8 protein-coding genes are annotated in these 15571 nt (G+C 43.6%); 7 read left to right on the forward strand and 1 reads right to left on the reverse strand.

Features of this window, described 5'->3' with window-relative positions; all coding sequences use genetic code 11:
* The 6 genes from ACFFGT_RS27675 to ACFFGT_RS27700 all read left to right on the forward strand — a co-directional run bounded on the left by ACFFGT_RS27675 (window position 1) and on the right by ACFFGT_RS27700 (window position 12618).
* On the forward strand, window positions 1–1269 hold the full coding sequence (locus ACFFGT_RS27675) for a lytic transglycosylase domain-containing protein (RefSeq protein ID WP_377025753.1): 1269 nt from the start codon (window positions 1–3) through the stop codon (window positions 1267–1269).
* 336 nt (window positions 1270–1605) lie between these two features.
* Window positions 1606–1974 carry an iron chaperone gene (locus ACFFGT_RS27680; RefSeq protein WP_377025754.1) on the forward strand — a complete coding sequence of 123 codons (369 nt, stop codon included), beginning with the start codon at window positions 1606–1608 and terminating at the stop codon, window positions 1972–1974.
* Between the two features lie 147 nt (window positions 1975–2121).
* Window positions 2122–4401 carry an NADP-dependent malic enzyme gene (locus ACFFGT_RS27685; RefSeq protein WP_377025755.1) on the forward strand — a complete coding sequence of 760 codons (2280 nt, stop codon included), beginning with the start codon at window positions 2122–2124 and terminating at the stop codon, window positions 4399–4401.
* A 207-nt stretch (window positions 4402–4608) separates the two neighbouring features.
* Complete coding sequence (gene ruvA / locus ACFFGT_RS27690) at window positions 4609–5193, forward strand: Holliday junction branch migration protein RuvA (protein ID WP_377025756.1); 585 nt, start codon at window positions 4609–4611, stop codon at window positions 5191–5193.
* A gap of 24 nt (window positions 5194–5217) precedes the next feature.
* Window positions 5218–12231, forward strand: coding sequence for a T9SS outer membrane translocon Sov/SprA (sov, locus tag ACFFGT_RS27695; RefSeq protein WP_377025757.1), 7014 nt, complete (start codon window positions 5218–5220; stop codon window positions 12229–12231).
* 180 nt (window positions 12232–12411) lie between these two features.
* Window positions 12412–12618, forward strand: coding sequence for a DUF2683 family protein (locus tag ACFFGT_RS27700; protein ID WP_377025758.1), 207 nt, complete (start codon window positions 12412–12414; stop codon window positions 12616–12618).
* Window positions 12619–12631: 13 nt separating this feature from the next.
* Here the strand turns inward: ACFFGT_RS27700 and ACFFGT_RS27705 are convergent, their stop codons facing one another.
* On the reverse strand, window positions 12632–14434 hold the full coding sequence (locus ACFFGT_RS27705; protein ID WP_377025759.1) for a hypothetical protein: 1803 nt from the start codon (window positions 14432–14434) through the stop codon (window positions 12632–12634).
* A 257-nt stretch (window positions 14435–14691) separates the two neighbouring features.
* On the opposite strand from ACFFGT_RS27705, the gene ACFFGT_RS27710 reads away from it, so the two are divergent.
* A complete protein-coding gene (locus tag ACFFGT_RS27710) occupies window positions 14692–15546 on the forward strand; it encodes a hypothetical protein (RefSeq protein WP_377025760.1) in 855 nt (284 codons plus the stop codon).
* The last annotated feature ends 25 nt before the right edge of the window (window positions 15547–15571 follow it).

The raw sequence follows: 15571 nt of genomic DNA on the forward strand, positions 1-15571 counted from the left end.
ATGAAGAGATTATTTACGCTGACCATTTGCCTCTTATCACTCCAAATTTTACAGGCCGAAACAGTCATTTCGGCAAACTCATTTAAGCAAATAAACCGGGTAACTAAGTTTAACCCTGACGCTGTAAATGCCGACACAACCATTTTGCCGGTACTTAACCAGCCATTGCCCTTAAGTTCATATGGCGGGTTGTATAAACGCAGGTTAGATTCAATCCGTAAAGATATCCAGCTTGATTACAACGAGTATGTTCAGGCTTATATCGACCTGTACATGCATAACCGCGAGGAAATGGGCCAGGTTGCTGGTTTAACCAAATATTACTTCCCTATTTATGAAAAGGCTTTCCGCGAAGCCGGCATTCCCGAAGAAATAAAATTCCTGTCTATTGTTGAATCAAAGCTTGATCCTAATGCGGTATCAAGAGTAGGGGCAACAGGCCTTTGGCAGTTTATGGGTACTACGGCCAAAATTTATGGCTTAAACATGGATAACTATGTTGATGAACGCCGTGACCCTATCCAGTCGAGCTATGCTGCGGCTGCTTACCTAAAAGATGCCTACCAGGAATTTGGCGACTGGCTGCTGGCCATTGCTTCATACAATTGCGGGAAAAGCAATGTGGAGCGTGCTGTTGAAAAAGCAGGGGGTGTAACCGATTTCTGGAGCATCCGCCAGTACCTGCCTGTTGAAACCCGTGGATATGTCCCGGCTTTCATTGCCATGAATTACGTGATGCATTATTTTAACAGGCATAACATTGTAGCCCAGGCCTGCAATTTCTCTACCCGTACCGATACGGTAATGGTTAAAAGAGTAGTGCCATTGAGCAATGTTGCCCAGGCGCTTGATGTTAGCTTAAGGGAGATCACCATCCTTAATCCATCATACCGCATGGCTGTGGTTAATGGTAGTCCTAAAACACCGCGCAGGTTGATCATTCCTCAAACTGCAAAAGATAATTATGCGGCATTGTATAATGTATTAAATGGGGTTGATGGTCCTGTGCCTGCTGCCGCTAAGCCTGCTGCTTATGCTGCTGTGCAATACGCTTCTGCAAAATCTGAGCGCCATATACCAACGCATCATAAAGTTAAAAAAGGTGAAACGCTTGCTTCCATTGCCGATAAGTTTGGCTGTGAAGTATCTGATTTGAAAGTTTGGAACCATCTTAAAACTAACCGCGCACCGGTTGGGGCCATGTTAAAAGTATCAATAGGCGAAGTTGCTGCTAATGTGCAGGATGACGGGGGATATTCGAAGAATTAAGTTTTTTTAGTCTAAGTTAGACCGCAGATTAGAATCATCATAGTTGATAAATTAAAATGCCCCGCTCACTCGCTGAGTGGGGCATTAACCTAAATTTATTTTGTTTTTGATTTGTACTAAAGTATATCACGCTATCTGCTTAGTAAATACCAACTTGTTGGTATTTTAATTGTTTTTTTACACACGCCATAATACCCTTTTCCGAAGTTTCTGAACTTCAGACGACAATGCATCGCTGTCCGAAGTTTCCGAACTTCGGACGACTATGCCTGTAGTTTGCAACTACAGGATTTCAAAAAACCTTTGTATTTTTATGTAGATAAATTTCACATCAACATGGAAAAACCAAAGGAAAATATTGATGAATATATTGCCGGTTTCCCGGAGGATGTTCAAAAGAAACTGCAATTGGTTCGGGCTACTATAAAAGCTGCCGCGCCCGATGCAGAAGAAGCCATCAAATACGCTATTCCAACATTTATTCTTAATGGCAACCTCGTGCATTTCGGTGGTTTTAAAAATCATATCGGTTTTTATCCGGCCCCGCAGGGTTTAGAAGAGTTTAAAGAAGAACTTTCAGGATATAAAGGGGCCAAAGGTTCGGTTCAGTTTCCGCTTGATGAACCTATGCCTGTTGACCTGATTACCAAAATTGTAAAATTCAGGGTGCAGAAGAATATGGAGAAGGCGAAGAAGAAAAAATAGAACAATTGCCAATTTCGTTCTTTTAAATCGATCTTATCAAAACATTAACCATATTTTACCCTCTTTTTAACATAATCATAAAAAGGGGCTTTTTTATGATTGTTCCATAAAAAGAATTGTAATTTTGGGCGCTTCAATTTGAAAAAAATGAATAAAACTAACCGAAAACAGGACGCGCTAAATTACCATTCCCAGGGCCGTCCCGGAAAGATACAAGTTGTACCTACCAAACCAACAAATTCGCAGCGCGACTTAACCATGGCCTACTCGCCCGGAGTGGCCGAGCCATGTTTAAAGATTGCCGATAATGTTGAAGATGTTTATAAATATACCGCCAAAGGCAACCTGGTGGCTGTGATCAGCAACGGTACTGCCGTGCTTGGTTTAGGCAATATTGGCCCCGAGGCCAGCAAGCCCGTAATGGAGGGCAAGGGCCTGCTTTTCAAGATCTATGCAGATATTGATGTGTTCGACCTTGAGCTGAACGCCAAAAATGTAGATGATTTTGTGAACATTGTAAAAGCGCTTGAACCTACTTTCGGCGGCGTAAACCTGGAAGATATCTCGGCCCCAACCTGCTTTGAAATTGAACGCAGGCTAAAGGCCGAAATGAAGATCCCCGTAATGCACGATGATCAGCATGGTACCGCCATTATATCGGGTGCTGCTTTGATGAACGCCTGCGAAATCCAGGGGAAAAAGCTGGATAAGATTAAAATGGTGGTTAACGGTGCCGGTGCCGCCGCGGTATCCTGCTCAAAAATGTACCTGTCATTAGGGGTTAAGAAAGAGAACCTGGTGATGTTTGATATCAACGGTGTATTAAATCAGGAACGTACCGATCTTGATGAGATCAGGATGGAGTTTGCCACTACCCGTACCGATGTTAAAACGCTGGCCGATGCCATGAAAAATGCTGATGTATTTGTCGGTCTTTCGGCAGGGAACGTGGTAACGCCTGATATGCTGAAAACCATGGCCAAAAAGCCTATCGTTTTCGCTATGGCCAACCCGGTGCCCGAAATTGATTATGACCTTGCAGCCGGCACACGCGATGATATCATTATGGCAACCGGTCGCTCGGATTTCCCTAACCAGGTGAATAACGTGCTTGGTTTCCCTTATATTTTCCGCGGAGCGCTTGACGTTAGGGCCACTGCCATTAACGAAGAAATGAAGATTGCGGCCACGCACGCCATTGCCGAAATGGCTAAAAAACCGGTTCCGGAAGCGGTTAACCTGGCTTATAATCTTACCAACCTGAAATTTGGAAAGGATTATATCATCCCAAAACCAATGGATCAAAGGTTGATCACCGAGGTATCCATGGCGGTTGCAAAAGCGGCCATAGCATCAGGTGTGGCCCGAAAGGTGATTACCGATTGGGATGCTTATGGTGAGGAGCTGAGATCGCGCCTGGGTACTAATGATAAGTTATTGCGTAACCTTACCGCTAAAGCAAAACAGAACCCTAAACGCGTTGTATTTGCCGAGGCCGATAATTATAAGATCTTAAGGTCGGCACAGATTGTAAAAGAGGAAGGCATTGCTACGCCTATTTTACTGGGTAATGAGGAAAGGATCAAAAAGATTATCCATGATAACGACCTTGATTTGGGCGATGTGCACATCATTGATCCCCGCGAAGGCTGTGAACACATGGACGAGTACGCCGAGTTCCTGTACAACAAGCGCCAACGCAGGGGGATTACTTTGTATGAAGCTAAAAAACAACTGGTCGATCGTAACTACTATGGGGCCTGTATGGTACAGTTTGGCAGGGCCGATGCTTTAATCTCCGGTTTAACCAAAAATTATGTGACTACAGTAAAACCGGCCCTGCAGATCATCGGTACCGAAGAAGGGGTGAACCGTGTTGCCGGTATGTACATGATGATCACAGCCAAAGGTCCGGTGTTTTTTGGCGATACCACAGTGAACGTTAATCCATGCGTTAATGATTTGGTTGACATTACCGTACTGATGGAACGCTCGGTAAAACAATTCAATATCAGCCCGAGAATAGCTGTTTTATCATACTCCAACTTTGGATCAAACGAAGGCGAAGTGCCCGAAAAAACCCGGGAAACGGTAGCGATACTGCACGAGAAATATCCGGATATGGTGGTTGATGGTGATATGCAGGCCAACTTCGCGCTAAACTCTGATTTGCTTGCCGATAACTTCCCTTTCTCAACGCTTAACGGTAAACCGGCCAATACGCTGATTTTCCCTAACCTGGAGTCGGGTAATATTGCCTATAAGCTTTTACAGGAAATAGGCGGGGCCGAAGCTGTGGGGCCGATATTGGTTGGTTTAAAGAAACCTGTACACGTGCTGCAATTAGGCAGTTCAGTACGCGAAATTGTGAATATGGTTACCATTGCAGTGGTTGATGCACAGGCAAAAGCCGCTGCCAATAGTTAATACATAACTAATAAATAATACGTTTTTGATAAAGGCGCTGGTATTTAAATGCTTAGCGTCTTTATTTTTTTAAGATGAGTATATTTCGGCTTTTTGTTTGTCATTATATGAACATAATGACGCCGGAATTTTATCTTTGGATAATCACTGTAAGGCTGTTTTGCCATTAACATCATTGTTTTAATAAACTTAATAAAGTAATAATATATGTATGATTATATTAGTGGTAAGCTAATGTTTAAAAGCCCGTCTTATATAGTGATAGATGCGGGAGGGATAGGGTATCATATTAATATTTCGGTAAATACCTATTCGGGCATCAGCGACGACGAAAAATGTAAACTCTTTGTGTGGTTGCACGTAAAAGAGGATGCGCACACGTTTTATGGCTTTGCCACAGATGGTGAGCGCAGGTTGTTCTTACATTTGATCTCCATTTCGGGTATCGGGCCAAATACGGCAAGGATGATGCTGTCATCAATTAGCCCGGCCGAGATCCAGGCTGCTATTGTAAGTGGTAATGTTTCGCTGATACAGCGGATAAAAGGGATTGGGCCTAAATCGGCGCAACGCATTATTTTGGAGCTGCAAGATAAATTGCGCAAGGAAGGCCCTGATACTTTAACTGTTGTGCCTGTAAGCCAGAATGTTAAGGATGAAGCGCTATCGGCATTGGTGATGCTGGGTTTTGCACGTAACGTGGCCGAAAAAGTATTGGATCAGGAGATTAAGAAAAACGGTGGCGAACTAACGGTTGAAGAGCTCATTAAATTCGCACTAAAAACGCTATAATTACGGATAAATATCTACTAACTTTTGACCAAAGTATTTACTTATAAGACACTTATAAGTGTGTTGTTCATTGTGGTGTTCGGGGGGCTGGGGAATGTGTATGCACAACAAAAGCCCTCGCCTGCGGCTAAAAATGATACAACCAAATCCAATATTCCGATAAACCTGACCGCGCCCCGAAGCCAGCGGATGAGGGAAGGTATTTTCAATACCGACCCGGCAAACCTGGTGCGTACCATTGAATATGACCCGGTCACAAACCGTTATATTCTGTATGAAAGGGTAGGTAATTTACTTTATCGCCCGCCGCAATACCTTACGTTTGCACAGTACTTAAAACTTAAGGAAAGATCAACCCAACGGGGCTATTTTCAGCAGCTGGCAGATAACTATGCCTATGATTCGCAGCAACCGGGCTTTATACCGCCTATAAAAGTCAGGAGCCGCACGTTTGAACAGATCTTTGGCAGCTCGGTGATTGATATCCGCCCGCAGGGATCGGCGGAGATGATCATGGCCGGGCAGGTAAATAAAAACGAGAACCCGCTTTTCAATACCCGCCAGCGCAGCCAGTTCAACTTTAATTTTGATCAGCGCATTCAGCTAAATGTAACAGGTAACATAGGCGATAAATTAAAGATCACCACCAATTACAATACCGATGCCCAATTCCAGTTTGAAAACCAGATCAAGCTGGACTATACAGGATCGAAGGACGAGATCATTCAAAAAATTGAAGCAGGTACGGTAAGTATGCCGCTCAACACCACGCTGATAACAGGTAGTCAGGCACTTTTTGGTGTTAAAACCAAACTGAAGTTTGGGCGGCTGGATGTTACCAGTATCTTTTCGCAGCAACGGTCGCAGTCAAAAACGATAACCATTACCAATGGTTCACAACAGGGCGAGTTCCGTTTAACACCTGCCGATTACGAAGCCAACAAGCACTTTTTCCTGTCGCAATATTTCAGGAATAATTATAACCGGGCGCTGGCCAATATCCCAATCATCAGCTCCAATATCAACATTACCAAAATTGAGGTTTGGACAACCAACCGCACTAACGTAACTACCGATTCGCGCGATATATTGGGCTTTATCGACCTTGGTGAAAACAATCCATACAATAAAACAAAAATTGTGGGCGGCGGAAGCGCCCTGCCTGCCGGTTTTAAAGGCCCCGGTTTTGCACAGCAATCAAACAACCTGTTAACAATTTTACCGCAAGGAGCAAGGCTTACCAACTCCAATGATGTTGCCAACTTTTTCCAGGGGCCTACCAGTACAGATAACTATTCAAAACTAACCTACGCCCGTAAGCTTACCGATAAAGAATATACCCTGCACCCGCAATTAGGTTATATCTCCCTAAATTATCCCTTAAATAATGATGAGGTCCTGGCGGTCGCTTACCAGTACACCGTTAATGGTGTACAATATCAGGTGGGTGAATTTAGTAGCGACGTAGCGGTTAACCCTAATACACCCAATGTACTGTTCGTAAAGTTGCTGAAAGGCGAATTGCTGAAAACCAACCTGCCAACCTGGGATTTGATGATGAAAAATATCTACTCCCTTGGCGCTTTCCAAATAGCACCTACCGATTTTAAGCTGACTGTTACCCGCCTTGATGATAAATCGGGGATCGAAAAAACGGTGATGGAAGAGGGGCAAAACCTAAAAGGTAAACTGTGGCTCCAGGTAGCGGGGTTGGATAACCTCAACCAGCAAAGCGATAAAAAGCCTGATGGCTACTTCGACTTTTTGGAGGGGATCACCATCGATTCGCAAAACGGGCGGATCTCGTTCCCGGTGGTGGAACCATTTGGTTCGGATCTGGCAGCCAAATTTACACCAGGTGAGACTGACCTGGTGAAACGATACGTTTACCAGCCATTATATGATTCAACCAAAACCATCGCGCAGCAATACTTTCCGGCGCTGAACAGGTATGTGATTAAAGGTACCTATACTTCAACAGGCGGATCCGAGTATCAATTAAATGCGGTTAATATTCCGCAGGGTTCGGTGAATGTAACAGCCGGTACTGTGAAATTACAAGAGGGGAATGATTATACGGTTGATTATAATGCAGGCAGGATCAGGATTCTGAACCAGGCGCTGCTATCCTCCGGTCAGCCCATTACCGTAAAACTGGAGAATAACGAATTGTTTGGCGTACAGCAAAAGTCATTGTATGGCACAAGGCTTGATTATCATGCCAGCGATAAACTTCAATTAGGTGCTACCCTGATGCACCTTACCGAACAACCTATCACCCAAAATGAAATTGCCGGCGAAGAATCTATTTCAAATACCATCTGGGGTTTTGATGCTAATTATAGTTCAAACTCAAGGTTTTTAACAAGGTTGGTTGATAAGATCCCCGGGATCCATACCAAGGTGCCATCGTCCATTAATTTTTATGGCGAGTTTGCCAAGCTGATGCCCGGCAGCCCTGGAGCGCTGAATTTTGCAGGTTCGAAAAATGGCACATCTTATCTGGATGATTTTGAAAACAGCCAATCGGTAATAGATGTTAAAGGAGCCAATAGCTGGCAGATTTCAGGAACCCCGCAACTGTTTGGCGAATCGGCATTGATTGATAACCTGAGCTATGGTTATAACCGTGCAAGGCTGGCCTTTTACAATATCGACCCTATATTTTATACCAATACAGGCTCAATCCCGATAACAAGAAGCGAGCTTTCCAATCACTACGTAAGGCAGGTAATTGAGCAGGAAGTTTTCCCTTACAAACAGTCGGCTACCGGCCAGCCGCTTAGTTTGGCTACGCTGAACATGGCTTTTTACCCAACCATTCGCGGTCCGTATAACTATACTACTACCGGCATAAACCCCGATGGCACCCTGCAAAATCCTAAAACCCGCTGGGGCGGTATGTTCCGGAAGCTGGAAACAAACGACTTTGAATCATTAAACGTATCATACATTGAGTTTTGGGTTCTTGATCCGTTCATATACAAGCCAAACTCGGCCGGTGGTGACCTGTACTTTAACTTAGGTTCAATCTCCGAGGATATCTTAAAAGACGGGCGTAAAAGTTTAGAGAACAGCTTACCCGTTGATGGCGACCTGACCAAGGTTGATGAAACCAACTGGGGCAGGGTATCCAAACTGCAGCCGGTAGTTAATGCTTTTGATAACAACCCCGATGCCCGTAAACTGCAGGACGTTGGTTTGGACGGCATGAACGACCAGGACGAGCAAACCAAATTTGCACCCGTTGTTCAGCAGATAAAAGGACAGTTGAACGCTCAGGCAGCAACTGCTTACACCGCCGACCCGTCATCAGACGATTACCAATATTACCAGGGCCCCGCGCTTGACCAGGCCCGCGCCGGCATCCTTGACCGTTACAGTAAATACAACGGTACCGATGGCAACTCAAAAACAGCCCAGCAATCACAAGCTGAACTTGGCCTGCAAAATTCGGCTTCAACATCCCTGCCCGATGGTGAGGACATTAACCGGGATAACAACATGAGCCAGGAAGATTCGTACTTCCAGTATAAAGTATCCATGCGCCCGGCAGATTTGGTTGTTGGTCAAAACTATATCAGCGATAAAGTTACTGCGCAGGTGAAACTGCCCAACGGTACAACGCAGGCGGTAAACTGGTACCAGTTCCGCATCCCGATCACTGATTATCAATCAAAAGTGGGCAACATTCAGGATTTTAAGGCCATCCGTTTTATGAGGATGTTCATGACCAATTTTGCCGATACTGCCGTACTTCGTTTCGCAACGCTTGAGCTGGTGCGCGGCGAATGGCGCGCTTTCAACACCGAAAAAAATCCGCTGAACGTAATTGCTGATCCGGCTATCCAAAACCCGCCGATAGATAATTCAACCATTGATGTGCAGGCGGTAAATATTGAAGAGAACGGTAACCGTACGCCTATCCCTTATGTAGTGCCGCCCGGTATTAACCGCCAGCGTAATTACAATAACCTGCAAACCAATACCAAGCTTAACGAGCAATCGCTGTCGCTAAATATTAAAAGCCTGCGCGATGGATATTCAAGGGCTGCCTTCCGTACTTTTTATAATGACTTGCGCAAATACAAGCGCCTGCAAATGTTTATTCACGGCGAAGGTGATTATTTAAAGGATAATGATTTGAACGCTTTTATTCGCCTGGGGGTTGATTACCAGGATAACTATTACGAGTACGAATTGCCATTGAAAATAACCCAGCCAGGTACCAGTGATCCGGCAGCTATATGGCCCGATGTTAACGAAATGGACCTGGAGCTTGATTTGCTTATCCGTGCCAAGCTTGCACGTAATCACTCAAACGTGGCCTACAACCAGCTTTTCAAATACACAGAGGGTGATAAGGTGGTTTATATCAAAGGCCAGCCCGACTTAAGCAAGCTGCGTACCATTATGCTTGGTGTGCGTAACCCTTATAAAGGCACAAATGTGCTTCCGGATGATGGATTGGATAAATCAGGAACTGTTTGGTTTGATGAGCTGCGCCTTACCGATTTTGATCAGCGTGGTGGCTGGGCGGCTACCGCGAGAATTGATGCTAAACTTGCCGACTTTGCCGATATCACCGTGTCGGGCAGTAAAACAACCATCGGTTTTGGTACCCTTGATTCCAGGCTGAACGACAGGAGCCAGAGCGATGATCAAACTTATGATGTATCGGCCAATGTGGAGCTTGGTAAGTTTTTCCCGGATAAAAGCGGTATCCACATCCCTGCTTATATCAATTTATCATCGCAAAGGAGCATGCCGCAATATGATCCCGGTGCGCCCGATGTTGAGTTGAAAGCTTCACTGGCCGCCGCAACCAGTACCAAAGAGCGCGACTCTATCAGAAACGCAGCCATTGATATTACCACCCGAAAAAGCATCAATTTTACCAACGTACACAAGGCAAGGACAAATCAAAATGCTATAAACCACATTTGGGATATTGAAAACTTTAATGCCACCTATGCTTACACCGAATACAACCATCATGATTTTGTAACCCAGAACGATGTAGAGAAAACATATAACCTCACACTCGCTTATAATTATACCAATCAGCCTAAATACTATAGTCCGTTCGCTAAGATCATTAAAAGCAATATGCTGGCCCTGTTCCGGGACCTGAACTTTAGCCTGCTGCCATCAAGACTGAATTTCAGCATTAATTTCGATCGTTTTTACTCTGAGAATACCCTGCGCGATAATGATCCCAATAACTATATCCCTATCCCCACAACTACATTCAATAAGTATTTCAACATCACCCGTGTATACGGTATAGGCTGGAACCTGTCGAAATCATTGCAAATGGATATTGATGCTACAAACCTTTCGGTAGTAGATGAACCTGCCGGTCGCATTAATGGTTTAAAGCGTGACACCCTTTGGGATAACCTGAAAAAGCTTGGTCGTACCACCAATTATAATCACACCATCAATTTTAACTACACGGTACCGATCAATAAAATTCCGGGATTGGATTGGGTTACAGCCATAGCGCGTTACAGTACGCACTTTAACTGGCAAACGCAGCCGCTGTTTGCTATTAACAGTGCTGATTATGATGTGGGGAACAGCATTCAAAATTCAAGGGCTATTCAACTTAATCCAACTCTTAATCTGGCTTCGTTCTACAATAAGTTTCCCTTTATCCGCAAGGCCAATAATCCTAACAATAAAAAGAACAATATCCTGATTGGTTTGCTAACCAGTATTAAAAACCTGAGCGCCACCTACACCCGTACGCAGGGTACGTTTTTGCCTGGATACTTACCGCAGTCGGGCTTTTTTGGTGCCGATGGCAATGCGCCGGGACTGGGCTTTTTATTGGGAAGCCAAACAGATATTAGGGCCAAAGCTGTTGCCAATGGATGGATAACCAAAGACACCCTGCAAAATCAGTTATATAGTACTTCCCTTAATGAGGATATGCACTTCAGGGGGATCATTGAGCCCTTTAAAGACCTGCGTATCGAGCTTACGGCCTTTAAAACCCAGGATCATAATTACCAGGCTAACTTTAAATACCTGGCATCAAGCAATAGTATTGAAACATTAAGCCCGATTACGTCAGGCAACTATAGTGTATCATTCCTGACTATTGGTACTGCCTTTGAATCGGCAAAGGGGATCAATAATGTATCCAGCACTTTCCAGAAGTTTTTGGATGCGCGTTCAGTGATATCGCAAAGATTGGGGCGTACAAATCCAAATTCGGCAGGCACCACAGATGGCTATGCTGATGGTTACGGGCCAAACTCACAAAATGTAATAGTGCCGGCGTTTTTGGCGGCTTATGCGGGTAAAAATGCCTCGGGCAGTAACCTGTCACAATTTCCTAAAATTCCAATTCCTAACTGGCAGGTAACGTATAACGGGCTCAGTAAGATCTCCTGGTTCCAGGATATTTTTGACTCGTTTGATTTGAGCCATGGCTACCGTTCATCCTATAACGTAAGTGGCTTTACATCGCTGCTGCAATACCGTGAAGCCAATGGCGCTGCCTCATCACGCGATTTGAATAATGATTTCCTGCCGCTGTACCAGTTTTCGCAGGTTACCATTTTTGAGCAGTTTGTACCGTTGCTGGGTGCAAGCATGCGCTTCAAGAACAGCATGACCGCCAATGCCGAATACAGGGAAAGCCGTTCGCTAAGCTTGAGCATGCTTAACAGCCAGCTGGCACAGCAAAATGAAAAGATCATTGTTTTAGGCTTCGGGTATCACACCAAAGATTTCCATTTTCCCTTTGGCTGGTTTGAAGGTATCCAGCATAAGGATGTGAACTTTAAACTCGATTTTTCGCTCCGCGATAATAAAACACTTATTTACCGGGCAGATGTTGAATCGGCCGAGATCTCATCAGGTGCGCAAAATATAACAGTTAGGCCATCTATTGATTATGTAATTAACCAGCGCTTTAACCTGAATTTGTTTTACGATTCAAACCTTACTAAGCCATATACTTCGCAAACGTTTAATACCTCGTTTACTAATTTTGGAATTAATTTGAAGCTGTTGCTGCAGTAAAAGTTGGATGAAGCGTGTGGGTTAAATGGATCTGAAATTAGTGTGTTTTACGTAGAGACGCATAATTGCGTCTCCCGCAGGATAGGCCTCTTTATATAGCTGCTTAACCTGAAGTAATTTGCAGATGGGAGACGCAACTATGCGTCATTACATTCAAAAAGTAGTTAAATAACTTTATATATGGATGCATTAATTGTTTACCCCAAGAATAAAGAGCAGATGGTAGCTTTAAAAGCAGTTATGAAAGCCATGAAAATTCCTTTTGAACAAAAGAATGAAGTTTACCCGGGTTTTGTGGTTAAGGGTGTTAATGAATCACTAAAACAAGCTGACGAGGGGAAATTAACTCCGTATACTGGATTTAGGGATGTACTGAAGCGGAGATGAATTTGAAGACCAATCAAAACTTCCCCTGATCCATCAGTTTCTTACGCTCAGCTTTTCTCTTCTGACGATCTGCCTTGTTTTTTAAGCGCTCCTTTTTGTTTTCGAGATGTTCGTCGATACGGTCTTTGGTTGCCTTCTGGCTTTTTTCATCAAGGCCGATGCATGGCTTTATGCCGGTAAGCAGCGTTTTCCAGATGGTTTTGAAAAACGGGGAATCTTTAGGGCGCTTATAAATTACTAAGGATGAAGTAAGCTTTCCCTTATCATCGGGGTTGCTGCGCCTGATCACAAACAGGTTAGCAAATATCGACATGATCGATTTTCTTTTGAAGCGGTCATTAGCGGTATCAGGCTTTAGTAATACCACCTTTAAATCGTTAAATAAAAAATCAACTTTCCCTTTAAATACTTTACTGTTGGCCTGGATATCAAAGCTGAATTTTTTTACACTGCCCGATGTCATTTTTACCATAGCCAAAGGCATGGTAGCAGGATTTAACCTTCCAAATTCCATAGGACCTAATGTGCCTTTATAGCTAAAGGCGGCATCCGCATCACTTAAATTAAATTTCATTTGCAAATCGAGCCTGCCGCGGTTCATAAAGTAGGTTGTCAGATCAACGCTGGTAATATTGTTTTTAGCTATGGCCGATGGGTTGTTAGTAATATTATAAATAAATCCGCTGGTGTTATAAAATGCAACAGTTCCGGTTTTTTGAGCTTTTGGATTAAACTCGTTATATATCACATCAACATGGTGAAGTTTCATGGTATCGATCCTTAGATCAAGATTTAATTTCCTGATCATCATGTTGGGGAACGTTTTAACCTTATCAGTCAATGAATCGGGCTTTTTACCCGGGTTGGTAAAGGCCGTTATTTTGCCGCCTGCAACAGTGAGGTTTGATGCAGAAACAGTACGGTATTTATGATAGTTTAAATAATCAAAATTGTTGAGCTGTACAGAATCGGCCAGGAAGCCAAGCCTGTCTTTTTGGCTTTTCCCAAAGAAAACATCTGATTTTGCAGGCTGCATTGCAAGCCCCTCTATATTTAACCGTGAGGTAAGTGTGGAAAGTTTAAGATGCCTGATCTTATAGGTGTACAGGCCACTCGGCGTTTCTCCGGTATAGTTATTCAATTCGGTGATGACGTCCTTGCAGTAAAGCAACCGCGATTTATCATATTGCGTAGCCGAATCTATCAGCAGGTCGTTGGCACTAAAGTTCAGTTCCTTAAGCTTAGAAATAGCCACCTTATTACCCGAGTAATCCTCATATTTTAAGTTGACATCATTCAGTAAAATGGCGCCGATATGAATTGATTTCAGGCTTTTGGAAATGCGCTGCCAGGCTGTACGGCGGTCTTTAACAACGGTGTCTTTAGTATGGTTTAGTTGATAGCTCACGTTTAGCTGGGGCTCATTCAGAATGATCTGGCCAATGTTTAGCTTTTTGTGAAAATAGAGGCTAAATGGGTGCACGTGGTTAAGCACTAATCGTTTTACCTTAAGTTCAATAAGCGTGTTTGGCGCCAGGTGTAAACGCTTTTTTTGATTGTAAACGGCTGTGTCGGGCTTAAGGGTGATATTGTAAATGATGATCTTCCCCTGCAGGATATGCAATTCAGCATCAGAGAAATCAGCTCTGTAAAGGCTGTCGCTGCTGCTTAACACTACGTCCTTTACTTTGCCGGCCAAAATTGGCGACCAATACCTGTTTACAACTACGGCCAGCAGCAGTATCACGATCACCGGTATCAGCACAAATTTAAATGTCCTTTTTTGCCACTTGTGCTTTAAAAAATTTAGCGCCATTTACCGGTTGTTATTTTTTACTTGTGTTTTAATACTTTAACAGCAAGTTAGTAACTTTTGTTACAGTATGGCAGCTGAATAGGTTGTTTTTTGTTAAAACTCATGCTTAATTCATCATTCTTCGGGCAGATGATATTATAGTTTACATGCTGGTGTTTAACTGATATTAAGGTTTTGCTTAACTGTGAAGCAACCCCCGGGAAATTCATGGCGTTATATCTATAACATAACCAGTATTAACATCAATAAGACTCCCGATGAAAACAAAAATGTATTTAGCCCTGACGGGCTCAATTGCCTTAACTTTATTAGCGGCATCGTGTAAAAAAAATCACGACAAACCCAACACTCCTCCGGCTGTTACCGGCGTACAGCTTAGCACAAACGGCACGTTTGGTAGTATTATAACAGATAACAATGGCCGTTCGCTTTATCTGTTCTCTGATGATGCTGCTAATGTTTCCAACTGTACCGGCGGCTGCGCTGTTGTTTGGCCTGCCTTTTACAAAGAAAATCCTTCAATTGGCACCGGCCTGGTGGCAACCGATTTTGGCGTTATCACCAATGCCGACGGAAACAAGCAAACTACCTATAAAGGCTGGCCTTTATATTATTATTCAAAAGATGTTGTCACCAATGACCTTAATGGCGATGGCGTTGGCAAATCATGGTTTGTGGCAAAGCCTGATTATACCGTTATGGTTTCCTATGCACAGCTAATAGGTAACGATGGTAATCAATACACAAGTAAAGGCATTGCCGGTACCGAAAACTCGCAATACATTACTGATGTAAATGGACGTACCTTGTACCTGTTTACAAAAGACACGTTTAAAACAAACAAATTTAGCACCGGTGTGGCGGCACACGATGCCAACTGGCCAATTGATGCGGTAACAGCGGTTCAAAATGTTCCATCCATTTTAAATAAGGCCGATTTTGATGTGATAACTGTGTTTGGGCAAACACAATTAGTGTACAAAGGGCATCCGCTGTATTACTTTGGCCAGGATAACAGCGTTAAGGGCAGTACTAAGGGTGTTAGCTTCCCTACACCAGGAGCAGCTATATGGCAAATTAATAACACCAATACCGTAGCGTTAACGCAATAAGTAATAACATAAATTGAATAGATAA

The organism is Mucilaginibacter angelicae (genome assembly GCF_042434235.1).
In the GTDB taxonomy this organism is placed as follows: Bacteria; Bacteroidota; Bacteroidia; order Sphingobacteriales; family Sphingobacteriaceae; genus Mucilaginibacter; species Mucilaginibacter angelicae.

Bases quoted from the DNA above. Each gene is read 5' to 3' on its own strand.
- ACFFGT_RS27675 (WP_377025753.1), top strand. From the start codon at position 1: ATGAAGAGATTATTTACGCTGACCATTTGCCTCTTATCACTCCAAATT.
- ACFFGT_RS27680 (WP_377025754.1), top strand. From the start codon at position 1,606: ATGGAAAAACCAAAGGAAAATATTGATGAATATATTGCCGGTTTCCCG.
- ACFFGT_RS27685 (WP_377025755.1), top strand. From the start codon at position 2,122: ATGAATAAAACTAACCGAAAACAGGACGCGCTAAATTACCATTCCCAG.
- ruvA (WP_377025756.1), top strand. From the start codon at position 4,609: ATGTATGATTATATTAGTGGTAAGCTAATGTTTAAAAGCCCGTCTTAT.
- ACFFGT_RS27700 (WP_377025758.1), top strand. From the start codon at position 12,412: ATGGATGCATTAATTGTTTACCCCAAGAATAAAGAGCAGATGGTAGCT.
- ACFFGT_RS27705 (WP_377025759.1), bottom strand. From the start codon at position 14,434: ATGGCGCTAAATTTTTTAAAGCACAAGTGGCAAAAAAGGACATTTAAA.
- ACFFGT_RS27710 (WP_377025760.1), top strand. From the start codon at position 14,692: ATGAAAACAAAAATGTATTTAGCCCTGACGGGCTCAATTGCCTTAACT.